Origin of the sequence: Rhodococcus sp. IEGM 1406 (genome assembly GCF_030056745.1) — a bacterium.
GTDB classification, from domain to species: Bacteria; Actinomycetota; Actinomycetes; order Mycobacteriales; family Mycobacteriaceae; genus Rhodococcus_F; species Rhodococcus_F erythropolis.
On the sequence record NZ_JASHKO010000004.1, the window covers coordinates 75,337 to 99,417 of the forward strand.

Annotated in this window: 25 protein-coding genes; 9 read left to right on the forward strand and 16 right to left on the reverse strand. The window is 61.1% G+C overall.

The genetic code is table 11. From position 1 onward, the window contains the following. Positions 1-34 precede the first annotated feature (34 nt). The 5 genes from QM596_RS19195 to QM596_RS19215 all read right to left on the reverse strand — a co-directional run bounded on the left by QM596_RS19195 (position 35) and on the right by QM596_RS19215 (position 7,624). Positions 35-4,408, reverse strand: a complete 4,374-nt coding sequence (locus tag QM596_RS19195) for a non-ribosomal peptide synthetase (RefSeq protein ID WP_019748753.1) — start codon at positions 4,406-4,408, stop codon at positions 35-37. Next, a complete protein-coding gene (locus QM596_RS19200; protein ID WP_195791361.1) occupies positions 4,405-5,052 on the reverse strand; it encodes a HemK2/MTQ2 family protein methyltransferase in 648 nt (215 codons plus the stop codon). Before QM596_RS19200 ends, QM596_RS19195 begins: the two co-directional genes overlap by 4 nt. Before the next feature lie 35 nt (positions 5,053-5,087). After that, positions 5,088-5,585 carry a DUF2231 domain-containing protein gene (locus QM596_RS19205; protein WP_283309686.1) on the reverse strand — a complete coding sequence of 166 codons (498 nt, stop codon included), beginning with the start codon at positions 5,583-5,585 and terminating at the stop codon, positions 5,088-5,090. 63 nt (positions 5,586-5,648) lie between these two features. Further along, positions 5,649-6,884, reverse strand: a complete 1,236-nt coding sequence (locus tag QM596_RS19210) for a sensor histidine kinase (protein WP_283309687.1) — start codon at positions 6,882-6,884, stop codon at positions 5,649-5,651. Then, positions 6,881-7,624, reverse strand: coding sequence for a response regulator transcription factor (locus QM596_RS19215; RefSeq protein WP_283309688.1), 744 nt, complete (start codon positions 7,622-7,624; stop codon positions 6,881-6,883). Before QM596_RS19215 ends, QM596_RS19210 begins: the two co-directional genes overlap by 4 nt. A gap of 98 nt (positions 7,625-7,722) precedes the next feature. On the opposite strand from QM596_RS19215, the gene QM596_RS19220 reads away from it, so the two are divergent. From QM596_RS19220 to QM596_RS19240, 5 genes are read left to right on the forward strand one after another with little or no spacing between them, the layout of a single operon-like run. Then, a complete protein-coding gene (locus QM596_RS19220) occupies positions 7,723-7,998 on the forward strand; it encodes a hypothetical protein (protein WP_283309689.1) in 276 nt (91 codons plus the stop codon). After that, positions 7,995-8,936, forward strand: a complete 942-nt coding sequence (locus QM596_RS19225) for an FAD:protein FMN transferase (protein ID WP_283309690.1) — start codon at positions 7,995-7,997, stop codon at positions 8,934-8,936. The genes QM596_RS19220 and QM596_RS19225 overlap by 4 nt, the downstream gene beginning before the upstream one ends. Positions 8,937-8,938: 2 nt before the next feature. Continuing rightward, complete coding sequence (locus tag QM596_RS19230; protein ID WP_283309691.1) at positions 8,939-9,496, forward strand: ferric reductase-like transmembrane domain-containing protein; 558 nt, start codon at positions 8,939-8,941, stop codon at positions 9,494-9,496. A gap of 1 nt (position 9,497) precedes the next feature. After that, complete coding sequence (locus tag QM596_RS19235) at positions 9,498-10,715, forward strand: NADH-ubiquinone oxidoreductase-F iron-sulfur binding region domain-containing protein (protein ID WP_283309692.1); 1,218 nt, start codon at positions 9,498-9,500, stop codon at positions 10,713-10,715. Continuing rightward, a complete protein-coding gene (locus QM596_RS19240; RefSeq protein WP_080572300.1) occupies positions 10,712-10,945 on the forward strand; it encodes a ferredoxin in 234 nt (77 codons plus the stop codon). The genes QM596_RS19235 and QM596_RS19240 overlap by 4 nt, the downstream gene beginning before the upstream one ends. A 58-nt stretch (positions 10,946-11,003) precedes the next feature. Here QM596_RS19240 and QM596_RS19245 read toward each other — a convergent pair whose 3' ends face one another. Beyond that, complete coding sequence (locus QM596_RS19245) at positions 11,004-14,108, reverse strand: multicopper oxidase family protein (protein WP_283309927.1); 3,105 nt, start codon at positions 14,106-14,108, stop codon at positions 11,004-11,006. 317 nt (positions 14,109-14,425) lie between these two features. On the opposite strand from QM596_RS19245, the gene QM596_RS19250 reads away from it, so the two are divergent. Continuing rightward, positions 14,426-15,037 carry a VOC family protein gene (locus QM596_RS19250; protein ID WP_019748763.1) on the forward strand — a complete coding sequence of 204 codons (612 nt, stop codon included), beginning with the start codon at positions 14,426-14,428 and terminating at the stop codon, positions 15,035-15,037. Between the two features lie 13 nt (positions 15,038-15,050). Here QM596_RS19250 and QM596_RS19255 read toward each other — a convergent pair whose 3' ends face one another. Both QM596_RS19255 and QM596_RS19260 read right to left on the reverse strand, forming a co-directional pair. Continuing rightward, on the reverse strand, positions 15,051-16,091 hold the full coding sequence (locus QM596_RS19255) for a cation diffusion facilitator family transporter (RefSeq protein WP_021344478.1): 1,041 nt from the start codon (positions 16,089-16,091) through the stop codon (positions 15,051-15,053). Further along, a complete protein-coding gene (locus QM596_RS19260; RefSeq protein ID WP_003942406.1) occupies positions 16,088-16,510 on the reverse strand; it encodes an ArsR/SmtB family transcription factor in 423 nt (140 codons plus the stop codon). Before QM596_RS19260 ends, QM596_RS19255 begins: the two co-directional genes overlap by 4 nt. Before the next feature lie 109 nt (positions 16,511-16,619). Between QM596_RS19260 and QM596_RS19265 the strand changes: the two genes are divergently transcribed. Then, on the forward strand, positions 16,620-17,045 hold the full coding sequence (locus QM596_RS19265) for a nitroreductase/quinone reductase family protein (protein WP_029255500.1): 426 nt from the start codon (positions 16,620-16,622) through the stop codon (positions 17,043-17,045). Positions 17,046-17,105: 60 nt separating this feature from the next. On the opposite strand, the gene QM596_RS19270 is transcribed toward QM596_RS19265, so the two are convergent. From QM596_RS19270 to hisI, 4 genes are all read right to left on the reverse strand, one after another. Next, positions 17,106-17,492 carry a DUF2784 domain-containing protein gene (locus QM596_RS19270; protein WP_075833371.1) on the reverse strand — a complete coding sequence of 129 codons (387 nt, stop codon included), beginning with the start codon at positions 17,490-17,492 and terminating at the stop codon, positions 17,106-17,108. 73 nt (positions 17,493-17,565) lie between these two features. Then, positions 17,566-18,192, reverse strand: coding sequence for an SRPBCC family protein (locus tag QM596_RS19275; RefSeq protein ID WP_195791356.1), 627 nt, complete (start codon positions 18,190-18,192; stop codon positions 17,566-17,568). Positions 18,193-18,216: 24 nt separating this feature from the next. Continuing rightward, positions 18,217-18,510: a DUF1905 domain-containing protein gene (locus QM596_RS19280; protein ID WP_019748768.1), complete on the reverse strand. Its 294-nt coding sequence runs from the start codon at positions 18,508-18,510 to the stop codon at positions 18,217-18,219. A 6-nt stretch (positions 18,511-18,516) separates the two neighbouring features. After that, entirely contained in the window at positions 18,517-18,864 is a 348-nt protein-coding gene (gene hisI / locus QM596_RS19285; protein WP_003942390.1) for a phosphoribosyl-AMP cyclohydrolase, read from the reverse strand. 101 nt (positions 18,865-18,965) lie between these two features. On the opposite strand from hisI, the gene QM596_RS19290 reads away from it, so the two are divergent. Then, positions 18,966-19,487: a universal stress protein gene (locus QM596_RS19290; RefSeq protein ID WP_021344483.1), complete on the forward strand. Its 522-nt coding sequence runs from the start codon at positions 18,966-18,968 to the stop codon at positions 19,485-19,487. Between the two features lie 21 nt (positions 19,488-19,508). On the opposite strand, the gene QM596_RS19295 is transcribed toward QM596_RS19290, so the two are convergent. Further along, complete coding sequence (locus QM596_RS19295) at positions 19,509-20,990, reverse strand: flavin-containing monooxygenase (protein WP_283309694.1); 1,482 nt, start codon at positions 20,988-20,990, stop codon at positions 19,509-19,511. Between the two features lie 118 nt (positions 20,991-21,108). On the opposite strand from QM596_RS19295, the gene QM596_RS19300 reads away from it, so the two are divergent. Then, entirely contained in the window at positions 21,109-21,726 is a 618-nt protein-coding gene (locus QM596_RS19300; RefSeq protein WP_438473337.1) for a TetR/AcrR family transcriptional regulator, read from the forward strand. Here the strand turns inward: QM596_RS19300 and hisF are convergent. Genes hisF through priA form a run of 3 tightly spaced genes read right to left on the reverse strand, consistent with a single transcriptional unit; the run spans position 21,723 to position 24,070 of the window. Beyond that, on the reverse strand, positions 21,723-22,496 hold the full coding sequence (gene hisF, locus QM596_RS19305; protein ID WP_003942380.1) for an imidazole glycerol phosphate synthase subunit HisF: 774 nt from the start codon (positions 22,494-22,496) through the stop codon (positions 21,723-21,725). The genes QM596_RS19300 and hisF overlap by 4 nt on opposite strands. Further along, the gene (locus tag QM596_RS19310; protein ID WP_021333657.1) at positions 22,493-23,326 is read right to left on the reverse strand and encodes an inositol monophosphatase family protein; all 834 of its coding nucleotides are present in this window, start codon (positions 23,324-23,326) and stop codon (positions 22,493-22,495) included. Before QM596_RS19310 ends, hisF begins: the two co-directional genes overlap by 4 nt. Before the next feature lie 9 nt (positions 23,327-23,335). Further along, positions 23,336-24,070 carry a bifunctional 1-(5-phosphoribosyl)-5-((5-phosphoribosylamino)methylideneamino)imidazole-4-carboxamide isomerase/phosphoribosylanthranilate isomerase PriA gene (gene priA, locus QM596_RS19315; protein ID WP_003942371.1) on the reverse strand — a complete coding sequence of 245 codons (735 nt, stop codon included), beginning with the start codon at positions 24,068-24,070 and terminating at the stop codon, positions 23,336-23,338. Between the last annotated feature and the right edge of the window lie 11 nt (positions 24,071-24,081).

Sequence of the window (24,081 nt, forward strand, 5' to 3'; positions counted from 1 at the left end):
CGGCAGGCGGTCTGATCGAAACGCACACTCACCGTCACGATCTCGTGTCCAGCGCGAGCAGCGGCGCATCCGGACTCCTCACGAGAGCATCTGCGGTTGCGGACAGGGTCTTGGCGAAGAGGGTGGCGGTAGCTGCATCGAAGAGATCGACGGAGTAGACGAGTGCCGCCTCGATCCCGGCGGGTTCACCGGTTTCGTCGAACACTTCGGCAAAGTGAAAATGAAGGTCACACTTGGCGATGTCGAGTGGCCGCGGCGTGACCTCGAAGGTAAGCCCGTCGGATTCGAGCACTGCGGCAGGGAAGTTCTCGAACGACATTGCCACCTGGAAGAACGGATGCAGCGACGCATGACGAGGAGGATCGAGATAGTCGACCAGTCGCTCGAACTGCACATCACTGTGGTCGTGCGCCAACAGTTCTACTCGGCGGCACGCGGCTACAAGAGAGTCGAAGTCCGCCGAAACGTCGACGTATGTGCGAAGCACGAGTGTGTTCACGAACATGCCCACGAGGTCGTCGAGTTTCGGATGGCCGCGGCCTGCGACCGGGCTACCGACGATGATGTCGTGGTCACCGGACAGAGCACTCAGTGTCGCCGCTAAGACGGCGTGAACGACAGTGAACAACCCGGTCTCGGCTCGCTTTGCAGACGTCGTCAACCCGCAATGAGTCTCGGGATCAAGCAAGAATTCGACTCGGCCGGCCCCGAACGTCCACATCGAGGGTCGAGTGTGGTCGAGTGGCAGAGAAATCTCGCTCGGTGCCCCGTCGAGAACCGTCGCCCAATGTTCGAGTTGACCGACAGCGAGGTCGCTAGGCGCCTCCTGCGCTCCCAGAATTTCCGTGCGCCACATGGCGTAGTCCGAGTACCGCACCGCGGTCTCCGGCCACGTCGGGTGCGTGTTCCGCGCGCGAGCCTCGTACGCGATGGACAAGTCGCGCGCGAGGATGGCGAGAGACCATCCATCTGCCGCGATGTGATGGACAACCGCCGCAAACAGATGATCGTCCCGACCGTATGCACACACGATCAAGCGAATGGGGATCTCGGAACGCACATCGAAACCCCGAGAGAGCGTCTGGTGAACGATCGATTCTGCATCGCTCGAATTCCCTTCGACCACTGTAAGTCCGCGCGGAATCCGGTCCGGATTCACTACTAGCGGGCTGGGCGAACCCGCGACATCCGGATATACGGTTCGAAGTGTTTCATGCCTGACCATTACGTCATGTACCGCCGAAGCCAATGCGTCGTGGTCGAGTCCGCCACGCACGCGAATTGTGAAGGGCAGGTTGTACAGAGCAGGAGAGGTGATTTCTCGACCGATGTATTCCTGTGCGGGTGAAAGCAGTGGCGGCGAGGCGTCGACGGCCTGTTCCAATGGTGGCACCCGTCCGACGTGTTGGCCGAAGGAACTCGCGAGCGCGGCGGCGCTCGGCGAGTCGAACAGATCACGAACACCAAGGTCTATGCCGAAATCAGCGTTGAGGCGGCCGATCACTCGAGTTGCAGACAATGAGTCTCCCCCGAGATCGAAGAACGAATCGCTGTGGCCGATCTCGGTGGCCGTGAGCACTTCCTCGAATGTACGGATGATGCGGGACTCGATCGGTGTTGCGACCCGTACCGCTTCTCTCCGCTCGAAGGTGGGAGCGGGGAGCGCGCCCCGATCGACTTTCTTGTTCGTGGTGAGCGGAACCGCGTCGATGCGAATCACGACGATCGGGACCATGTATTCCGGCAACTTCTGTGTCAGAAGGCGTTCGATACTCGCATCCGAGTCCAGGATTCCCGAGTGCAGTTTCACGTAACTCACCAGCGCCGGCGAACCGTTGGCCAGATCGCGGACCAACGTCGTGGCGAACTCGACCGACGGGTGGCCGTACAGGACGGAATCGATCTCACCAAGTTCGATTCGGCGCCCACGCACCTTCACCTGATCGTCTGTGCGGCCGAGGAATTCGAGTTGGGCGTCGTCTGTCCATCGGACCCGATCGCCGCTTCGGAACATACGCTGGCCCGCTGAAAGAGTGGACGCAACGAAACGCGCAGCCGTCTCCCCCGCTCTACCCTCGTATCCTCTGGCCAAACCAGGCCCCGACAGGTAGAGCTCCCCCGCGGCCCCGGTGGACAACGGCTCGAGCGATGCGTCGAGTACCACCGCCTCGACTCCGTGCATGAGCCGCCCGAGTGTCACACGATCGTCGACGTTCAAGACGTCGGTGATGGTGACACTGCATGTCGCCTCGGTAGGACCGTACGCGCTTCGAACACGCACGAACGGCGCCCACCGGCGCATCAGTTCGTGCGGTAATTTCTCGCCACCGACTATCAGGAATTTCAAACAGGGCACCCGTTCCGGAGCCAATGTTGCGAGCGCCGAAGGTGTTACGAGTAGATGTGTCACGGCATGACGGCAGATGAGGTCTTCCAGCTCGAAACCACCAACGGTCTCGGGTGGGCAGATCACCGACGAGGCGCCGAACAGAGCGGGAGCGAGCATCTCTACGACAGACGTGTCAAAACTGGTTGAAGCACAATGCATTACGACAGAGCGTGAATCGAGCTCGTATTTCTTGCGAATGTCGGTAGCCAAATTGGCCAGGCCACGGTGAGTGACCGACACCGCTTTGGGCCGGCCCGTGGAGCCGGAGGTGAAGATCATGTAAGCCCGATGATCGGCATGTGCGGGCTCGGCGTCGAAGGACGGCCCGAAAGCATCGGGGTTACGGTCCAAAAACAGCCACTCGAGGGCGTACGGCAACGAATTTCGCAGCCCGAAAGTCGTGAGCCCGATCTTCGGTTTGCATACACCCAGCATGTCCACGACCCGTTCGGCGGGGTGGGCCGGAACGATCGGTACGTATGTGGCTCCTACACGCGCCACAGCCCACATTGCCAGGACCGATTCGATGGATCGCGGGATCGCCACGACGACAACATCATCGGGGCCTACATCGACGGACTTCAACTGCCGACTCCAGAGTCCCGCCATCCGATCGAGGTGCCCGTAGGTCCACGATCTGTCACCGTCGGTGATGGCAACCGAATCGACAGCGCGGTGCACTGCGGAACGCAGAAGAGAATCAAGACTTCTGGGCTCGATCGAAGGCTCGCCACGCGCCGGCCTCGTGGCTCCCAGCTCGGCATCCGTCCACAGGGGCGGAGCAGGATGATCCGGCGGCGTGTCGACGAATGCCTCGAGAAACCGAACGAATCGATCATGATGCGCAGAAAGTTCGGCAGAGCTGTACAGCGCACCGTTGGCCTCGAGATCGACGCGAACGTTCCCTGTGTAACCGGGGTAGACGTTTAGCGCGATATCGTCGACCGGTCCGGTCGTGAGTATCTCGACGTGACCTCGTACCGCGCCCAAGGTCAGGGTCCTGTCGAACAACATGACATTGACGACCGGACCGAACGCTTGCACTCTTGACTGCCGTCGACCGTCAGTCAGAGCAGACATGTCCTCCCGGCGGTAACGTTGGTGCCGAAGTGCCTCGCTCAGTGCGCTTTCGACAACGCATACCGCCGAGGAGGGGGTCAATGCACCCACTCCGTGAAGTACCAGAGGAACCACGTTCGACATCGCGCCCGGCAACGATCTCGACGCAGCAGTCACTCGTCCGGATACCGGCAGAGACAAACACAGGTCGTCGACACCACACATCAGTGCGACGTATGACGCGAACGCCGATATCACGGTTGCTGCCGAGAGATCGGACAGTGGCACTGTGCCACTCGCTCGCAGCGTACTTCCCCAAGAAGTGCCCATCACACTCGTACCCAAGGACGGAAGTGAAGGAACTGACCGGAGTTTCTCGTGCCAGAATTCTCGATCGCGGCCACAGCGTTGTGATTCTCGGTATCGGCTTTCCTGGCGGGCAACCGCCGCCGCGCGATCCGCCACAACCGAGTCGACCTGATCCGGCCTCACCGGACCAGCGGACAGATAGATCTCGGCGGTGCGGCGCATCAGAAGTGCAGCGGAGTAACCGTCGAGTGCGATGTGATGCGCACGGTAGTACCAGAACCAGCGATGAGGGCCGACCTGCAACAGATTTGCGACGGTGAGGGCAGTATCCGGATCGAGAGTTGCCGTGCTCCACTCTCGATTCATCCACGTCTTCGCTGCCCGGACGGGATCGTCGTATCGACGGAAATCCAGCCTTCCGCCGACCAGTGTCAGATCAGGGTCTTCATCCAATTCGGGCACTCCATCCGTCACACGTAGACGAAGGCCCGCAACGCCGAACTCCCGGTGCGCGGCGACTGTCGATGATTCCAGCCGAGATGCGTCCAGTTCACCGTTCAGATCAACGAACTGAGCTATGACAAACGGCGACGCCGGGTCAAGGGACTGAGCGAACCACAACGAGCGTTGTGCGGCTGTCAACGGCGTCATCGTCTCGCTCGGATCACGACGATCTCCTCGGTGACCTGGTCAGGGTCGATGACGCCGATCGACTCCAGGTATCGCCTGCGCGACAGCAAGACCGGACCGAAAGGAATCGAGGTCCTCGAGACCACCGATGCCTCGAGTTCGTTGTCGGCGAGCAGTTCGACGGTGCGATCGATGCCGCTGAGTGCGGACTGGATCAGCAATATCGTGCCCTCCTTCTGCAGAACACCCGGTGCCGTCGCACATATGCGATCGAGCAACAGGCGTCCGTCGTTGCCTCCGTCCCAACTACGAGCACGGCCGGTGCGCGGCGCACGGTCGTCCACGGAAGGAACATAAGGCGGGTTCGAGACGACGAGGTCGAATCGACGACCGTGAAACGGGGTCAGGAGATCTCCGTGACGGGCGTGGATTCTGTGACCGCGGAGTCGCCCGTTCATCCAGGTGCACACCGCGGCACGTCGTGAGATATCCACGGCGAAAACCGTTCCCGCCCCGGCCTTGGCCGCACACACACTCAGCGCACCACTACCGGAGCACAGATCGAGAACCTGAGAAGACGCATCCAACTTCTCGGCGCGTACTGCGTCGGAAATAAGACGGGTATCGCTCTGAGGCGCATAGACACCGGGAAATCGAATCATCACACTGCGCTCCTGCCGTGGACTTACTCGGTGGATGTCTACGACTGCTCCTGCCAGACTGCCTTCGCTCCGCTCTCACCGATGCGATAGACCTGAACCATCGAACCCACTGCCGCGACAACTGCGATCGCCGCTATCGCGACTGTCACGACTCGGAGCAGCGTCGAACTGTCGGACAGTGAAGTTCGTGCGCTTCGCCACTCGGTGAATCTATCGGTATGCAGGACCCACCATATCGCCGCGAACACGAACACCGCGATGGACCAGATCAGAAGTTGATCACCGAGTTCGGCGTGAATCTCGATCAACTCGCTGTGAGGCGAATTGTGTTCGAGCCATTCACCTGCATCGGTCGTGATCGGAACGAGTATCAACGTGACGAGGGCGATGGCCGGTGGGAAGATCCCGAGCCTGCGCCGAGCACTCGGCCACAGAACGGAGCAGAGAACCAGAACCGCCGAGAGCGGAACCAGCACGACAACGAAATGAACGAGGAGTGGGTGAGCGGGTAATCCGCCGATCGTGGTCAGGCCCATGTCGATCAACGTAGGCAGGATTTCTTGGAGAGTTCTGGGGATCGTGGTCGAACGTGCTCGGTGTCACCGAGCTACCGGCAGCACAATCTCGAAGGACGAGCCGACATCCGGTGTCGATTCGACGAAGACTTTCCCTCGGTGCGCGTGCGCGATCTCGCGAACCAAGGACAATCCGATGCCGTATCGCCGGCTACCGGCGGGTTGAGTCGGGCCATGTGAGAATCGGTCGAACAGAACCGGAACCGCTTCAGGTTCGATTCCGATTCCCGTATCGCTCACGCGGATTCTGACGTGGTCGCGATCTCGCTCGACGCGGAGAACGACGTGGCCTCCTGGACGCTCGTGAGCAAGCGCATTGTCGACAAGCGCGAGAACCGCTCGGCGCAAAGCCGATTCGATCCCCAACACCATTGGCTCTCCAGTCCCGCCTTTGCTCACGTCGACGGAAATGCCAGATTTCTGAGCATGATCGGCCACACTGTCACGGACCTTCTCACACACTGCCACCATGTCCACTCGATTCCGGGGTTGTCCGCTGTCGTCCATTGATGCGGCCATCAACAGGTCCTCGATAACTTCGCCGAGGGCCCGAGTGTCGTCCACCAACCCGTTGAGCTGCGAAACAAGCTCAGAAGACTCGAGCGAATCTCCGCGTCGAGCCAAAAGTTGTGCACGGGTGTGCAGTACGGTCAACGGCGCACGTAGTTCGTGCGATGCATCGGCGACAAAACGGCGTTGCAGCTCGAGCGCCTGCGTCAGTGGCTGAATCGCACGTCGGGACAACAACACCACCACGCCCACAGATGCGGCAATTCCGGTGAGTTCGGCAAATCCGAGTGCGAGAAGTAATCGCTGCCTTCCTGATTCATAGGGCTCGAGTGCCGCGATCACGACAACGCGACCTTCCGCACCGTCTGAGACGAGGGCCCTGAAGTTACTGTCACCATCGGTGAAATCCGAATACCCAGCGGGCGCATCCAAAAGTTCTGCGGTCCCGGTGGGGGCATGCACGCTCACGGTCTCCACGCCACCATTGGAACGAAAGGCCAGCGACATACCGGGCGGCGGATCGTCCGCATCGTCTGCTGTGGCTGCGACCTCGGTCAGTGCAGAACGAATCTGACGATCCTGTGCCCGCGCATAGCCCACATAGGACACCGCTCCGACGATCAGCAACACGGCACCGAGAGCAATGGCGGCTTGGACCGCAGCTGAACGTCCGGCTCGCCGTAGGCGCACCTCGTCACCGAACCCGATCCCAGATGACTGCCTGTCCTTGTTTTTGCTGCGGTCAATCATGAACCGAGCCGGTATCCGAGTCCGTGGACGGTGGCTACGACGTTCCTGCCCAGTTTCCGCCTGAGATAGTGGACATAGGTGTCAACGGTGCCTGGAGTATCTGCACTTCCGAAGACACGCCCCAGAAGCTGAGTCCGAGAAAACACCTGCCCAGGCGATGCGCACAGAAATCCGAGCAGTTCGCTCTCGCGTTCGGACAACGAGGTCACCGATCCGGACTCGGTGTCGGTAGCCGTTCGGTTCGCTCGATCGATTTCCCACCTTCCGACCACGATGGGCACTATGGAGGTTCGGCGACGCAACAGGGCACGCATTCGAGCCAACAACTCGGGAATCTCGAAGGGTTTGACCAAGTAATCCTCGGCACCGGCATCGAGTCCCTCCACTCGATCGGCAACGGAACCGCGAGCAGTGAGGATCAACGACGGTACTGAGCAATCCCTCGTCCGGAGGGTTCTGAGCAATTCCACGCCGTCGATGACCGGTACTCCACGATCGAAGACGAAAGCATCATAGGTGCGAGTCAACGCCAGATGCAGACCGACTTGTCCGTCATGAGCTACGTCGACCTCGTGCCCTTCCTCCTCGAGGAGGTCCGCAAGCATGCCCGCCAGTTGCCGGTCGTCCTCGACAAGAAGAATTCGTGGTTTCGCGCCCATGCCTGCGAGCCTGCCACGTCCGTTCTGAGAACTCTCCAAGATTGCAGCGCGATCGTGGAACTCGGAGCTCTCCAACGGCACGACCGATTCCCAGCAGCTTCACAGCAGACATGCAGCCCTGGACAAGCGCCTCGGCCGATTGTTGAGTTCTCAATCGAATCTTCGAGAGCAGGCATCAGATGGATACACCGGAAGACGGATTTCGACGCACCCGAATCGTCACCGGGGCCCTCGTCGCATTCGGAGTCGTGGGCGTTGTCGGCGGAACAGTACTTGCCTATTTGGATACGCAGGCCACGGCAATCACAGCGACCACAGACGAAACCAAGCAATCGAGCAGTCCGTCCGGCGGCAGTTCGACTCCGAACTCGCAATCGACAACTACCTCACCCGCGGCGGCACCAAAGATGTCGAGCGGAAGTTCCACTCCCCACGCTCGATCGGCCGGATCGTGACCACCTCCCCGATCGTCGCGAGTTCCATGTGGAGGGTGTGGGGCCTCGAAGCCTCGGTCGTGGTGACGAAACCGGAAGTGATTCAATCGGCCAGGTCGATCATCGACGAGCGTCTTCGCGAAATAGATTTGGCATGCAGCCGATTTCGCAAGGATTCGGAAATTCGGGCGTTCGAGAATGCAGGAGGAATGCCGGTCGAAGTGAGCAGCACCCTTGCCCGGCTGATCCGAACAGCACTCGATGGCGCCGAGCGCACTGACGGAGCCGTCGACCCGACAATCGGTACAGCTGTCGTCGCGCTCGGATACGACCGCGATTTCGCGCTGATCGAAGGCAGGGACGTACCGATCAAGACGTCCTTCGTGTCTACTCCGCAGTGGACCTCGGTCGGGCTCGACGGACAAACGGTCACAGTTCCCTCGGGCGTCCAACTCGACCTCGGGGCAACGGCAAAGGCACTTGCAGCAGACGAATGTGCGCACGCCGTCAGCATGTCACTCGACTGCGGAGTGCTTGTGTGTCTCGGCGGAGACATCGCTACCGCCGGACCGGCGCCGGACGGTGGGTGGATCGTTCTCGTCCAAGACGGCCACGACGCCCCGGCCGATACGGTCGCCATTCCAGGCGGGACATCCATCGCTACATCGAGCACCAGGAAGCGTCGATGGACGCAAAATGGTAGACACGTGCACCACATAGTCGATCCGCGGAGCGGCACCAGCGTTGATGCCGCATGGCAGACAGTCACCGTCGGCGCGGACAGTTGTGTGTCAGCAAACCTCGCGAGCACCGCCTGCATCGTCCGAGGTTTCGAAGGTGCACGGGACCTCCTGAACACCGGGCTACCGGCGCGACTGGTCGATCGTGCAGGTGCGGTCCGCCTACTGAACGGATGGCCGACGGACGATGCGGTCGCCACCGGCAGAAGGGAACCCTAGTCGTGGACGAAGCACTGTGGGCATTGGGTCGAGGGACAGGTATCACCGCTCTCGTGTTCCTGACGATGTCGATGGTTCTCGGAATCGTCACGCGGTCCGGGAGGGCTCTAGCGGGACTACCTCGATTCGGCGTGCAGAACGTCCACAGGGCCGCCGCCTTCATCGGGGTGATCCTCGTAGTCGTACACATGCTGGCACTGTTGGCCGATCCGTACGCACAATTGAAACTCGTCGACTTCGTCTTCCCCTTCCTGGGTAACTATCGTGCCTTCTGGCTCGGACTGGGCACCCTTGCGTTCGATGTTCTGTTCGCGGTGTCCTTGACGGGACTACTGCGAAATCGCCTAGGAAACAGAACTTTTCGCGTCGTTCATTGGAGCGCGTACGCTCTGTGGCCGATCGCGTTCGCGCACGGACTGGGAAACGGAACGGACTCAGGACACACGTGGTTTCTCGCCATCGCCATCGGGTCAGCCGTCGCGGTGGCCGGAGCAGTTCTCTGGCGACTCCGGACAGACTTCGTCGAATTCTCGACCCTGCGCCTCATGGAAAGGACGTGACGTGACAACCGAATCCACCCGTGTCGGACTTCTCGCCGCATGCTCACCCGATCTGGCCACCCACACGGCCCTCCACGGCCACAACCCACGCTCGTCGCCGGGTACCTTGAGTCGCCTACTCGCCGATGCCGGTCTCCATGGGAAAGGCGGGGCGGCATTTTCCACTGCGCGAAAACTCGGTTCCGTAACTGGACGGCGTGTTGTGGTTATCGCAAACGGTAGCGAAGGCGAACCGCTCAGCGACAAGGATGCAGTTCTTCTCGAACGTGCGCCGCACCTCGTCCTCGACGGCTTACAACTCGTCGCACACGAGTGCGGAAGCGAAGAAACATATCTGTACGCAGGATCGCAACTGCTTCAATTCGTACGGAATGCGTTGCAAGAAAGAAGGACTGCCGGGCTGACCGAGCCTTTGGTCACACTCGTGGCTTCACCGAAGACATTCATCAGCGGCGAGACATCCGCGGTAGTCGGAACGATCGAAGGCCGAGCACCCATTCCTCGAGACCGCTCGGTACACAGCACCGTGGCCGGGCTGAACGGACGACCCACCGTGGTTCACAATGTCGAGACACTGGCGCACATCGCTCTCATCGCCCGATACGGACCCGAGTGGTTTCGCACGCGAGGGCTGGGCGGCGCGTCGGGGACGACCCTGATCACCCTGTCAGGTGATGTGACCGTGAATGGAGTCGTCGAGATCCCCATGGGAATTCCATTGGATCAGTTGGTGAGCCAGTATTCACGTACTGATACTGCGTCGATCAGAGCAGTCCTCGTCGGCGGGTTTCACGGAGGTTGGGTCGATGCGCAAGACTTGCCGACCACAAACATGACAACAACGGCTTTGGCGACGGTCGGTGCTTCGCCCGGCGCCGGAGTCATTCACGTACTGGGTCACGCAAGGTGTGGTCTGAAGACTTCAGCCGACATCGTTGAGTATCTCGCCGATCAGAGCGCTCGTCAGTGTGGACCGTGCATCAACGGAATGCCCCGAATGGCACGCGCGTTGTCCGATATTGCCTATCGCTCAGGGACGGCCCACACCCAGGAGTCGATCCGATATCTGGCGGATCTGATCGAAGGGCGTGGGGCATGCAAACATCCGGACGGGACAGTGAGATTCGTGAGGAGTTCCCTTCGCGTTTTCCAGCACGATCTCCGAATACACGCTGCAGGAGCCTGCGAGGTCGGCACACGGATGGGAGCGGCATCATGAGCGCAAGAACGCCCAAAGTCCTACACATCGATTGGACTACGTGTGAAGGTCGAGGACTGTGCACGGAGTTGCTGCCGACCCTGCTGACGCGTGACGAATGGGGATATCCACTCCCACACGATCGCCGACGTGAGCCGCACATCCCCACCGATCTCGAGACTGATGCCCAACGCGCCGTCAAACTTTGTCCCAGAGCCTCATTGAGGGTTCTCTCGGTTCGAGATCGATGAAAAACTGATTCCGTGCTCAGATCCGGACTTCGTAATCAGTCCTCACTGTCGACATCGATCATCGACCGCCGAGAGGCAGCGCTCCCCCGCCGACGGGATAGGGCGGCAGCGTTCCCACAAGCGTCGGTGTCAATGTGGTCGCAGACGGATCTGCACGACCGAGAGTGAATTTCCGAACTTCGGCACCCGTTCCGTTGCTGCCGCTGACGAGGAGATCCGCGCCGGCAGTCGTGCTCGTCGTGGCCACTCCCACACCCGACCCTGGAGCGGTGAACGGGTCGAAAGCTGCAACCTCCCGAAACGCCACGTCCGTCGAATGGTGATCTGGACTCTCGAGGTACATCTCGGGTGCACCGTCGAGCCTGGATCCACTCGAAAAGACGCGGATTGATCCTTCTCCTCCGAGCATGCCTGCCACTATCGACTTTGCGCCACCCTCGGCGCCGGCCACCCAACCCGTCGACAGAGACACCCCGTCGCGGTAGCCCTGGCCGAATGCCAAGAACTGTGATGTCGTTACAGGACCATTCGTATGACCTGCGTGTTCATCGGAGTCGCCCTCCGCAGCCGCAGTCGGTTCGTACAGGTCGTAGCGGAACGTCTTGATCAACGACTCCTCGCCCGGACCCGGTGCGGTCACGATGCTCGCTCGACCGGAGTGACTGTCAACCATTCCGGTTGCGAACGTGACTCCGCTACTCGATCCCGGGTACGGCGAGAACGAACCGAATTCTGCGGGTGCGGACCTCTTGTCCGCCGGAAGGTCGGTGGAGTAAATCTTGACCTGCGACTCCATCCCTGGGCCCGAGGCAACGATGATGTTGTCCGCCAGTGCGTTTCCGTCGATATCGACGCCGCCGATGTTCACTCCGCCACGAAAACCCACATCGAAGGGGGCGAATCTTGCCAACTCGTCGGTGAACGGCACGCCGCCGACTGCGTTGTACGCCACCACTTCCGGAGCCGAGCCTGCCCCTGTTCCAGCGACCAGATCAAGCACCATGTCTCCGTTCACGTCCGCCATCGCAACACTCGGGGTGCCTTCGAACGACGGGAAGGGCGTCACAGCGGTGATCAGTTTGTCGCCGTTGGCATCGAATATCTGCACCTTGGCGGGCACGCCGGCCGAACCAGGTACCGCGACGGCATACGTCGATACCTCGGGAATCACGCTGACGGTAGCCATCAAACCGTTGTCCTCGTGGTTGAGTCGGTGGCAATGGATGACAAAGGTTCCGGTGTACTCGGTGAACTTCGTCCGCAACGTCACCGATGCTGGTTCCAGCGCATTCTCGTTCTCGTCCGTCACCGGCGCCGGCACGTTCACGTTGTCGATTCCCCAGGGCTGAACGCCCGTCGTGGTACCTGCGACGGGATCCACAACTTCCGTTACTTGGAAGTCGTTGACGTGAATATGCATCGGGTGTTCGTCGTTGTTGAGGTTCGTGATCTTCCATTCCTCAACGGAATTCAGTCGCGGTTGAATCAGCGGAATGTTGGGGAACGTGTTGTCGGCGAATTCGTAGGTGAAGGCCTTCGGATCACTGTTGCTGGCCTTCTCGTTTCCGAACCCACCGGACACTGTGAGATTGCGGGTCACGTCGGGCGTCATCGCTGCGGTATCCACGAACGAGGTGTAGGTATCGAGCTTCTGTCCGAACTCGAAGGGAGTCGTCTTTCCTTCACCCTCGTCTGGCGTCGCACGGATCAACTGCTGAGTCGGGAACGTGAAGAATCCGTCCGCGTAACTGATCACCGACGGGTCGACGGTGACGGTTCCGAGTTCGGCGGGCGGATTGTCGGTACCGTTGTTGGTGTAGAGAATGCCTGGATTGCTCACCGGCTTTGCACCTTCGAGCGGTGGCATCTCCAGCACCAGATCGCCGGACTCCGGCATCGTCACTGCGATTGCGTATCGCGAGGCCGGCGGAATCACCAGCCTGGTTCCGTCCCCATCCACGGGTGGCCTGACCTCGTCGAACGGGTTTCCGTCCTGCCCTACGATGGCGAACTTCGGATGGGCGCCGGTTGCGGTTTCCGTCAACGTGACCGGCATGTAGGCAAAGTCGCTGATGTTGGCAAGCACCCAGATCTCGGTCTGCCCCGGCTTCAATCTCAGGGACGGCTGGAACTGACCGTTCACGGTGTACTGCACATCGCGTTGGTTGTCCGGCAGTGAGGGATCGGCCGGTACAGTCGTCGATTCACCCACGAAGCTCTGCAGATTGCCTGGAACGAATTGATTCTGTCCACGATGATTGGCCGGGGACAACGGTCCGGTGTACCAGTTGGTGAAATACTGCGCGCCCTCGGTGGTGTCCGAGAAATTCACCGGAGCAAGGCTCGGACGGTACGTCCCGTCGTCTAGTTCCGTACCGGCGGGTGGCGTCAACGTACTGACGAATTGGGGCCAGTTCGCGTCGTTGAGCTGCCGGCCCTTTCCTTTGCGGTCGAATACGAAGTTGTACTGCAGTGCCATATCGCGAATCGGAACGTCGTTTGCCGTCACGACAGGCAGATTGCCGTCCGGCCGGCGGATTTCCAGTAGCCCGGCCAGGCCCATGTAAGTCTGCTGCGCAGTGAGGGTGTGCCGGTGACTGTGATACCAGTACAGACCGTTCGGCATCGTCCCCGGAATCGCGTAGTCGTACACGTTTCCCTGGCCGGCGGGAATGTTGAGCAACACGTTGTCCGCATTGCCGTCCGGACTCACGTGCACCCCGTGCGTGTGCAGATTCAGCGGAGCCGACGTCAGCGCCGGCGGATAGATCGGCACGTCCCCGCCCGCCGGTGTGAATGCCGGATCGTAGAAGTCCTCGATAGTGAGATCCTGCAAATCGTTGTCGTAATGAATGATCAATCGCTCTCCGGGATTGACGCGGAGAGTCGGCGCCGGATAGACGTCACTCGCCGAGGTCGATCCGTCCGACGCCGTACCGCGGATGACCTCGTACCCGAAGAGCAGAAAATTCGACACGGGCGCCGAAGCGGTATCGAGCGGAATCACTCCCTGATGAGCGGACAAGCGCACCTCGAGAACACCATCTCGGCTACTCAGTTTCACCGGCTCCCGGTAGTCGACGGCGGTTCCGTCCGAGCCGTAGTTGGCGCCCACCTCGGGCGCCGATTCAGCGGACGTACACGCGGCCAACGCCATCGTCATGGACACCACTACTGCTGCGGCTAACGACCTTCCTCGCAGTGCGATCACTGGTTTCCCCGTTCCATGGTGGCGTGAGATACGTCCGATCAGCGCTCATCAGCCTATCGAGAAAACATCGGCTGAACAGTACATTCACGACAAATTGCCCACCTAGTGCCCGCTCGAGCGCTGCACCTTGCAAGCAGTCTCAGCAAACCGATCAGAAATCGAGAAGCACAGCCAAGGGGCCCGCAATTACGTTGAAACACATGAACACACCACAGAAGTCCACTTCCGACCACACGTCGTCAATCCACACATCAGCAGGGAGCGCCCGGATGACCACCGCGCAATCCGTGATCCTCGACGTACCCGACCTCGTCGCAGCCGAAGCCTTCTACAACGCTCTCGGCGTCGGAGATCGAATCCAGCTACGCGAATCGAACGAACCGACAACCGGGTTTCGTGGGTACACCCTTTCGCTCGTCGTCTCCCAACCGAACATCGTCGACGCCTTCGTCGGCGCCGCACTCGCAGCCGGTGCCGCCGTCTTGAAGCCGGTGAAGAAATCCCTCTGGGGATACGGCGGAGTCCTTCAGGCTCCGGACGGTTCGATCTGGAAGATCGCCACGTCGTCGAAGAAGAACAATGAACCCGCCACCCGCACAATCGACAGCCTCGTGCTGCTGCTCGGCGCCGAAGACGTCAAGGCCAGCAAGCAGTTCTACCTCGACCACGGCCTCGAGGTGTCGAAGAGCTTCGGCCGCAAGTACGTCGAATTCACCAGCGCAGCAAACAATGTCACGCTGGCACTGTACGGCCGAGGCGCCCTGGCAAAGGACGCCGGGCTCGCTCCCGAGGGCACCGGGTCGCACCGAATCACCATCACCGGTGCGTCCGAACCCTTCGCGGATCCTGACGGTTTCGCCTGGGAAGTCGCGTCCGCTTGACATCAGCCACGGATCACCGGGAAGGCGATCGGTATCCGACCTCGGAGTTCGGCGCGTCATGCGCCGGGTACGCATGCACCAACGCGGTAGCGAGTTTGGGCACCGCGTGAGTAAGCGAATGCTCGGCGCTGTGCGCTATCGCATGAGCTTCGGCAAGAGTTGCCCGGGGATCGATGTCGAGTTCTGCATCGGCATGCAGTCGGTGTCCGATCCACCGCATCTTCAGATCACGAACACCGAGGACTCCAGGTTCGTGCATCAATGCATGCTCTGCGTCGTCCACCAACTCAGGTTCGACGCCGTCCATCAACCTCCGGAAGACGTCTCGCGCTGCAGTCCTGAGCACCGCCACGATGGCAACGGTGATGACAAGGCCGATGATCGGATCTGCCAACGGGAAACCCAGCGCAACTCCCCCCGCCCCCAGAAGGACTGCGAGCGAAGTGAATCCGTCGGTCCGAGCATGCAATCCATCGGCCACCAGGGCCGCTGAACCGATTTGCCTGCCGACCCTGATCCGATACAACGCCACCAATTCGTTTCCGATGAAACCGATCAAACCTGCCACCGCTACCCAACCGAGGTGCTCGATCTCGACCGGGTTGATCAATCGCCTCACCGCCTCGACACCGGCGATCACTGCCGACAGTGCGATCATGGCGAGCACGAACAGTCCGGCCAAATCCTCCGCACGTCCGAAACCATAGGTATAGCGCCTGGTCGCAGCGCGCCGACCGAGCGCGAAGGCAATCCAGAGTGGGACTGCAGTGAGCGCGTCGGAGAAGTTGTGAATGGTGTCCGCAAGCAGCGCCACCGAACCCGAGATCGCCACGATCGCAACCTGAGCAACTGCGGTGACGCCGAGCGCGACAAGACTGATCTTGACCGCCCGGATGCCGATTGCGCTCGATTCCAATGCGTCGTCGACACTGTCGGCAGCGTCGTGACTGTGCGGGGAGAACACTTCGCGAACTGCCGATCGAAACCCCTTCGGGCCGTGGACATGGCGGTGGCCGTGGCCGTGGCCGTGGGACGTCGTGGGTTCGTGCGTCACGACGCACCTTCTTCTTGATCGGTCCGATCGACGTTCGCCGAGCGCTCCGGGTGTATCTCCCGAAGTTCACCTTCACTACGGTGATGCCCCGGCAATCCGGGTCCGGCATGCTCCGCATTGAAGACCGCGTCCGTAACCAGTTGGCGCACATGGTCGTTCTCCAGGCGATAGAACACCGTCGTACCATCGCGGCGCGTTCGTACCAACCTTGCCATGCGCAATTTCGCCAGGTGCTGCGACACCGAGGGCGCCGGCTTGCCGACGCGTTCCGCCAGTTCGTTCACCGAGCACTCGCGGTCTACCAATGCCCACAAAACCTGCACACGGGTTGCGTCGGCCAGCATGCGGAACACCTCGACGACGAGGTCGACTTGATCATCGGGAAGCTTACGGCGACAAACACCACTATCTGCGTTCATACGTAGATAGTAGATCATGCTGGACGCCGAAGATGACCTCTCGTCGATTCACCAGTTGTGCAAAGCTTGGCGGCAGAGCCCTTCGCCACTCGCAGACCGGGAGACAACGATGAGTACCGACGATTGGAACGCAGGAATCATTGCGGAATTTCGGGAGAACGAGGGCAAGGTAGGTGGCCCCTTCGAAGGTGCGCCCATGGTGTTGGTCCACCACACAGGACGCAAATCCGGACGCGATTTCGTGAGTCCCATGATGTATCTGGCAGACGAGCAGGATCCGAAGACCATCTACGTTTTTGCATCCAAGGCCGGTGCCCCGACCAATCCCGACTGGTACTACAACCTCGTTGCCACCGACCAGGCAGAGGTCGAGATCGGCACCGAAACATACCCGGTCTCCGTCAGCGAAGTAACCGGCGAGAAGCGTGACCGCATCTACGACGAGCAGGCCAGTCGATACCCGGGATTTGCCGAATACGCGGAGAAGACAGCTGGGATCCGCACAATTCCGGTGGTGGCACTGACTCGCGCGTAAATCCTGATCGCGCCTCCCCGCCGTTTCCATCTGGAAACGGCAGGGATCGTTTGTACGGAATCACGACACTGAAGACGCTTTGACCTCAGCCTTCGAATGCCGTCCGAGCAGCACGTATCCGACCCAGGATCCGACAACCACTGTCGCCGCGAGCGCCTGTACAAGGCCTTCGATACTCGCCGGATAGAACACGCCGGTGATGTAGTGCGAGATGAATCCGGTGGACGGCAACTCCGCGATACCGGCCATTCGGCGGGCCCAGTTCTCGAGATTGGTCAGCGGGCAGTCATATCCGACCGCTATCGAACCGGCTCCCCAGACGACTGCAAGTAGGTGGAAACCGATGGTACGACGCCACTTCCACGCCACGAACCCACCCAGCACCACATAGAGGACAAACCCGAAGTGAACGAACACCGTTACTACTTCGATGAGCCGATACACCATCGTCGTCTCCGCTCGTGGCGCGGAAGTCCCGCAACAACCAGACTAATCCGATGTTAGTCCTCGTAGAGGTGATCTACCCGGTGTATGCAGCGGTCGTGCGAGCAGCGGCGGCTGCAGCCGCATCCGGGTCGTCGCCCGATGCGATCGCAGCTTCGGCCCACAGTTCACTGTTTCCCGCGATGAATGCCTTGGCCTCGTCGCTCGCCGACCACTCAGGTGTCTCGAGTGGCGTCGCGATCCCCAGTTCCACGTGGCGAGCCAGCCCGAGCAGTCCCATGTCCCACCCGACACCGACGGCACCTGGACCGTACTCGGCCCACCGATCCGGCGCTACGTCCGCGGCGTGTTCGAAGTCGAACAGCGTTGCACCACTGCCTTTTTCGGCGAGATTCACAGTCACGTAGCTCACATCGCCGCCGTATTCCCAGGTGATGCGAAGTGTTCGAGGAGCATCGCACGCCAAAATTTCGCCGCCGGCGTTGCCCTCGAGCTGATAGTGGCCGCCGATCCTGGCTTCTCCCCCGACCGGCATGAACCATTGGGGAATGCGGTCGAACTCGGTGATCGCCGCCCAGACCGTGCCGATGGGCGCCGCGAGGGTCCGCGACATGCGCAACGTGCGTGTTTTCGACTCGTCACCGCCGAACGGGCTCAGCCCTCGCGCTACCACCTGCAACGAATCAACCGCTCTGTCGACCACGACGCTCCTTGGTTCGGGAAAACTTCAGCTCAGTCGCTGCTGTAGATGTACCGATACTTCTTCTCCAGCGGCGCTCTTGCCGATCGCCTTGCAGAGCGCCACGCGCAGCGGAAGCCAGTGTGGACCGTCACCGGACGGCATCAGCGTCGCCTCGAAGGGATGTTCACCATCGAGAGTCCCGACCACCTTCACAGCGCGCCTGGTTCCCAGAAGTTCCGCCGAACCAGGCACCGTCAGAAATGTCGCGAACGCCCCGTCTTTCTCGATGGGAGCGGTGAAGGCGTAATCGAGCGGTTGTGGAGTCTTGTCAGCGGCCATCTCGTATCACTGTTCCGCAGCGAGTAGGACGTCGGTGTCGAAACAGGTGTGAGTGCCGGTGTGGCACGCGGCGCCCTCCTGATCGACGATCAGCAAGACCGAATCGCCGTCACAGTCGAGTCGCACTTCGTGGACGTACTGGGTGTGCCCCGACGTCTCACCCTTGACCCAGTACTGCTGGCGCGAGCGCGAATAGTACGTCCCCTTACGGGTTTCCAGTGTTCGCGCGAGCGCTTCGTCGTCCATCCACGCGACCATCAGCACATCACCGGTCGACTTCTCCTGAGCAACCGCGCTGAACAGTCCGGCGTCGTTTCGCTTCAGCTTCGCCGCGATTGCGGGATCAAGACTCATATGATGTTTATACCTTCCACCTGTGACTTCCGTGGAATTCCCCTGCTTGGTCGCCGTAGAATGGAAGTTTCTTCGCTTCTCGCTCTGGAAGAGGATCCGACATGAACCATCAACGTCATGACGGCCCACACCCGGAGTACACCTGCCACCTCGTGAACGCGAGCACCGATCGCGTCCCGGCCCGCCACATCGTTGTCGGGATCGGCACAGGCCTGAGCAGCAAGAATGTCGTCAGCTACGGATTGACGCTTGCCGCCAAGGATGATTCAGCACTCCACGTCGTTCACTGCATCACCGCCGAGGACTTGCCTGTCGAAACCGACTCACCACAGTTCGAAACGCGTCTGCACGACGAGATGGTGTCGCAACGCGAACAGACAACCTCGACACTTGCCTCGCACACGGACACCTGGACATACGACTGCACCTACGGCGACCCGGCCGGTGTCATCCTCGCGACCGCGGACAAGTACGACGCCTTCACCATCGTGATCGGCTCACCGCGAAAAGGCGCTGCCTCCGCGGTGAGCCAACTGATACACAGCTCGGTCTCTTCCCGACTGAACCGGCAGAACCGCTATCCCGTGATATCGGTTCCGAGCGGAGTCAGATCGGCGAGATAGCCGAACACGGGGCATGCCCGCCTAGCTGATCGAATAATCCTCGAGCGGAAAGCGTTTCGCTTCGACAAACGCATTGCGTGTAGACGTGGGCCGCAGGATCGCCGCCTCCCCGTGCTGATTGAAGTAGTAGCTCCGCGAAGTCTGGCAACTGCCGCCGTAAAAGACGGAGTCCGCGAGGTTCTCCGTCATCCGGTCCAGGAACTCGGCGTTGGCGGTTTCGGTGACCTCGAACGTCTCCGCGCCACGCCGTTTCACCTCACCGAACAGTCGATCCATGTGCTGCATCTGGGATTCGATAGTCGTGAAGTAGGACAACCCGCTGTACGAGTACGGACTGGCGAGCGTGAGGAAATTGGGGAAGTAGGGAACCGCGACCCCCTCATAGGCCTGGAAACGGTTGTCGCGCCACCACTTACCGAGGTTTCGGCCCTCACGGCCGATAACCTCGATGGCCGGAAAGTTCACATCCCAGAGGTTGAATCCCGTTGCCAGCACCAGCGTGTCGATCTCGGTCTTGCGGCCGTCGGCCGTGACGATTCCGTCGGCAGCAATGTGGTCGATCGACGTGGTTTCGAGGTGCACGTTGTCTTTGGTGAAGGTACGGAAATAGCTGTTCGAGAATGTGGGTCGCTTGCACCCGAAGTCGTAGTCCGGTGTGAGTTGCTCGCGGAGATGCGCGTCACGGACCTGCGACCGCAGAAACGCTCGTGATGCGGCTGCAGCGCCCTTGTTCAACAGTTTGACCTGCTTGTAATGCAGGACCGCACTGACCATGATCATTTCGAGTATCGACGAACTGACAGCGCGGGCGATTCGCTGGGTGAGCGGAATGCGCGAGAACAGCTTCTGCACTGCGCTCGGAATGGGGACGTCGATCTTGGGAACGACCCAAATCGGGGTGCGTTGGTAGACGGTCAACTCTGCGGCCTCCCGCGCCACCTCGGGGATCAACTGCACGGCGGTGGCGCCGGTTCCGATGATTGCAGTCTTGGTGCCCGACAAGTCGTAGGAATCGTCCCAGGCGGTGGTGTGGATGATCTTGCCCGCAAATTCGTCGATACCGGAGATGTCCGGTCGATGGGGCTGCGAGAGGAAACCCGTCGCAGTCAGGAGGTACTTGGCAGTGATGTCCGGTGCCCCCTCCACGGAGACCACCCAGTGCGAGGAATCTTCGTCCCAGCGGGCTCCGTTGACCACGGCACCGAACGTCATGTGCTTCCGCAGGTCGTACTTGTCCGCGACATGATCGGCGTACTTCTTGAGTTCGGCACCCGGTGCGAAGAGCCTGGACCAGTTCGGATTGGGCTCGAACGAATACGAGTAGGTGACCGACGCGATGTCGACAGCCAAACCGGGATAGCGGTTGACGTGCCAGGTTCCACCCAGATCGTCCTCACGCTCGAGAATCGCCAGGTTGTCCAGGCCCATCCGCTTGAGTTGAATGGCCGCACCCATTCCGCCGAAGCCCGCCCCCACCACTACTGCGTCGTACTGCACTGCCATCGGAGAATCCCTCTCATGAACTGCACACCCATGAACCACGCACCCGTGAACTGCACATCAGAAACTGACACGTCATTCCGTTATTGAGAACGGTATCATTCCAGACGTGACGAAGGCCATGACCCGAGCGGAACGAAAAAAAGCGGAATTGCGCCGCGAGATCATCGACGCATCATTCGAGTGCTTCGCGGAACGCGGCTACCACGCGACCGGAATTGCCGATATCGCAACAACTCTCGGAATCGGTCACGGGACCTTCTACCGGTACTTCGAGAACAAGCGCGACATCATCGACCACGTCATCGACGATCTGATCGCAAAGATCATCAGCGCACTCGCCGTCGAAAATGCCCCTGACGCAGCAAATTCATTGGACGAGTACCGCGCCCAGGTCGGTCGCATCGCCGAAGCGCTCCCCCGCATCTTCTTCGACGACCCGCGCATTCCGCGGGTTCTGCTCTTCGAGACGACAGGCGTCGACGCCGATCTCACTGGCCGGATGCTCGATCTACTCGACCAGTCGGCATCCTTGACCGCGGCGTACCTGCATCACGGAGTCGAATGCGGCTATCTACGCGCCGACCTCGACGTCGACAACACTGCGCAGGCCGTCAACGGCATGATGCTGGCAAGTGCGATTCAAGGATTGCGAGCCGATTCGTCCGTCGACTGCACCACGCTGAACCAAGCCATCAGCCGCCTCATGTTCGACGGAATCCGCGCCGAGAACGCCTAGCGAACGACGATTCCCTCGGCACGCATCGCATCCTTGACCTCCGGGATGCTCAGATCGCCGAAGTGGAAGACGCTCGCTGCGAGAACTGCGTCTGCGCCCGCTTCGACTGCCGGGGCAAAGTGCTCGACCAGGCCGGCACCGCCACTGGCGATCACCGGTACGTGGACTGCCGCCCGGACAGCGCGGATCATCAGAAGGTCGAAGCCCGCTTTGGTGCCGTCGGCGTCCATCGAGTTGAGCAGGATCTCCCCCACTCCCAACTCGGCACCACGCTCGGCCCACTCGACAGCGTCGATGCCCGTGCCGCGCTTGCCCCCGTGCGTGGTGACCTCCCACCCCGACGGTGTGTCCGGCTGCCCCTGGGGAACGGTGCGGGCGTCGACCGAGAGGACGATGCACTGCGAGCCGAAACGCTCACTCAGTTCCTTGAGCAGTTCCGGGCGCGCAATCGCCGCGGTGTTGACGCTGACCTTGTCGGCACCGGCACGCAGCAGACGATCGACGTCCGCGACCGTGCGCACTCCACCGCCGACGGTCAGAGGAATGAAAACCTGCTCGGCAGTACGACTTACGACGTCGAGCATCGTGCCACGATCCGACGTGGAGGCGGTGACGTCCAGGAAGGTCAGTTCGTCGGCGCCCTGAGCGTCGTACGCTGCCGCGAGTTCCACGGGATCTCCGGCGTCGCGAAGATTCTCGAAGTTGACACCCTTGACCACTCGTCCGGCGTCGACGTCGAGGCACGGAATCACACGAACTGCGAGGGTCATGACTGTGGTCCTCCTGAGGACGAAGCGCGCGGATCACCGAGCGCGTTGAGGATATCGAGAATCTCACCGTGGATGCCCGGGGCGGCAGCGAGCACCGACTCCGATTCTACTGTCCACGGGTTGCCGGCCAGATCGGTGACCACCCCGCCCGCACCGCGAACGAGAGCGACCCCGGCCGCATTGTCCCACGCGTTGCGGCCGTAGACGATCGCTCCGCCCAGGATGCCGGCCGCCGTGAAAGCGAGATCGACTCCGGTGGAGCCGTGTATCCGGATCCGCGAGGACACCTTGCTGATCTCGGCGAGGAGGTCGAGACGGAAACTGCCGGGGATCCGGCCGCGACTGTTGACGTTGAGGGCACCCAATCCGACGATCGACGACGCCAGATCGGTTGGCTCCAGCGGCGGTACGGCGATTCCGTTGACCAACAACGGACCGCCGGCACGAGTGGCGTACGTGTGACCGATCAACGGAAGCCAGGTCAATCCGAGTACCGGGACACCATCGTCGAGAAGCGCCAACAGTGTTCCGGCAGTGGGCAATCCGGCCGAGTAGTTGAAAGTACCGTCGACGGGGTCGAGAACCCAGACGAGCCCCGAACCGACGTCTGGGCCGCCGAATTCCTCGCCGTGCACCTCGATGCCGGTCTGCTCGAACAACTCCGCGGTCAACCGCTTCTCGAGCGCAAGATCGACCTCGGTGGCAAAATCACCCCAGCCCTTGCGGACCGCACTCGGGGCGCCGACACCGGCGACGAACTGATCGTGGACGCCGTCGAGAAGCCGACCCGCAATCGCGAGAAGTTCGTCGAGGTCACGCGTCGGAGTCATCTGGAAAATCTATCCGGAAACTGCTGCCAGCGCTTCGGGGAGAGTGAAGCGACCGGCATACAGCGCCTTGCCCACGATCGCGCCCTCGACACCCTGATCAACCAGGCTGGAAATGGCGAGCAGATCCTCGATGGTCGACACACCACCGGAGGCGACGACGTGAGCGTCGGTGACAGCGCAGACCTGACTGAGAAGTTCGAGGTTGGGACCGGTGAGTGTGCCGTCTTTGGAGACGTCGGTGACGACGTAACGGGTGCAGCCGTCGCGATCGAGACGGGCCAGGGTCTCCCACAGATCGCCGCCGTCGGTGACCCAACCGCGCCCACGGGTGCGGTACTGGCCGTCGACCAGACGAACGTCGAGTCCGACGGCGATCTTGTCGCCGTACTTGGCCAATGCACGGGCACACCACTCGGGATCTTCGATAGCGGCGGTTCCGAGATTGACACGGGCACAGCCGGTGGCCAGTGCAGCTTCCAGGGAAGCGTCGTCGCGGATTCCTCCGGAGAGTTCCACCTTGACCGTCAGGTCGCCGATGACGCCTGCCAGCAGTTCGCTGTTGGACCCACGCCCGAAAGCGGCGTCGAGGTCGACAAGATGCACCCATTCGGCACCGTCGTTCTGCCACGCAAGAGCAGCGTCGCGGGGCGACCCGTAACCGGTCTCACTTCCCGCCTCTCCTTGCACGAGGCGAACAGCTTCACCGTTGACAACATCTACAGCAGGCAAAAGGACCAGGCTCACGTGCGGTAACC

Bases quoted from the DNA above. Each gene is read 5' to 3' on its own strand.
- QM596_RS19195 (WP_019748753.1), bottom strand. From the start codon at position 4,408: ATGACGCCGTTGACAGCCGCACAACGCTCGTTGTGGTTCGCTCAGTCC.
- QM596_RS19205 (WP_283309686.1), bottom strand. From the start codon at position 5,585: ATGGGCCTGACCACGATCGGCGGATTACCCGCTCACCCACTCCTCGTT.
- QM596_RS19210 (WP_283309687.1), bottom strand. From the start codon at position 6,884: ATGATTGACCGCAGCAAAAACAAGGACAGGCAGTCATCTGGGATCGGG.
- QM596_RS19220 (WP_283309689.1), top strand. From the start codon at position 7,723: ATGGATACACCGGAAGACGGATTTCGACGCACCCGAATCGTCACCGGG.
- QM596_RS19240 (WP_080572300.1), top strand. From the start codon at position 10,712: ATGAGCGCAAGAACGCCCAAAGTCCTACACATCGATTGGACTACGTGT.
- QM596_RS19245 (WP_283309927.1), bottom strand. From the start codon at position 14,108: ATGACGATGGCGTTGGCCGCGTGTACGTCCGCTGAATCGGCGCCCGAG.
- QM596_RS19250 (WP_019748763.1), top strand. From the start codon at position 14,426: ATGACCACCGCGCAATCCGTGATCCTCGACGTACCCGACCTCGTCGCA.
- QM596_RS19260 (WP_003942406.1), bottom strand. From the start codon at position 16,510: ATGAACGCAGATAGTGGTGTTTGTCGCCGTAAGCTTCCCGATGATCAA.
- QM596_RS19265 (WP_029255500.1), top strand. From the start codon at position 16,620: ATGAGTACCGACGATTGGAACGCAGGAATCATTGCGGAATTTCGGGAG.
- QM596_RS19270 (WP_075833371.1), bottom strand. From the start codon at position 17,492: ATGGTGTATCGGCTCATCGAAGTAGTAACGGTGTTCGTTCACTTCGGG.
- QM596_RS19280 (WP_019748768.1), bottom strand. From the start codon at position 18,510: ATGGCCGCTGACAAGACTCCACAACCGCTCGATTACGCCTTCACCGCT.
- hisI (WP_003942390.1), bottom strand. From the start codon at position 18,864: ATGAGTCTTGATCCCGCAATCGCGGCGAAGCTGAAGCGAAACGACGCC.
- QM596_RS19290 (WP_021344483.1), top strand. From the start codon at position 18,966: ATGAACCATCAACGTCATGACGGCCCACACCCGGAGTACACCTGCCAC.
- QM596_RS19295 (WP_283309694.1), bottom strand. From the start codon at position 20,990: ATGGCAGTGCAGTACGACGCAGTAGTGGTGGGGGCGGGCTTCGGCGGA.
- QM596_RS19300 (WP_438473337.1), top strand. From the start codon at position 21,109: ATGACCCGAGCGGAACGAAAAAAAGCGGAATTGCGCCGCGAGATCATC.
- hisF (WP_003942380.1), bottom strand. From the start codon at position 22,496: ATGACCCTCGCAGTTCGTGTGATTCCGTGCCTCGACGTCGACGCCGGA.
- QM596_RS19310 (WP_021333657.1), bottom strand. From the start codon at position 23,326: ATGACTCCGACGCGTGACCTCGACGAACTTCTCGCGATTGCGGGTCGG.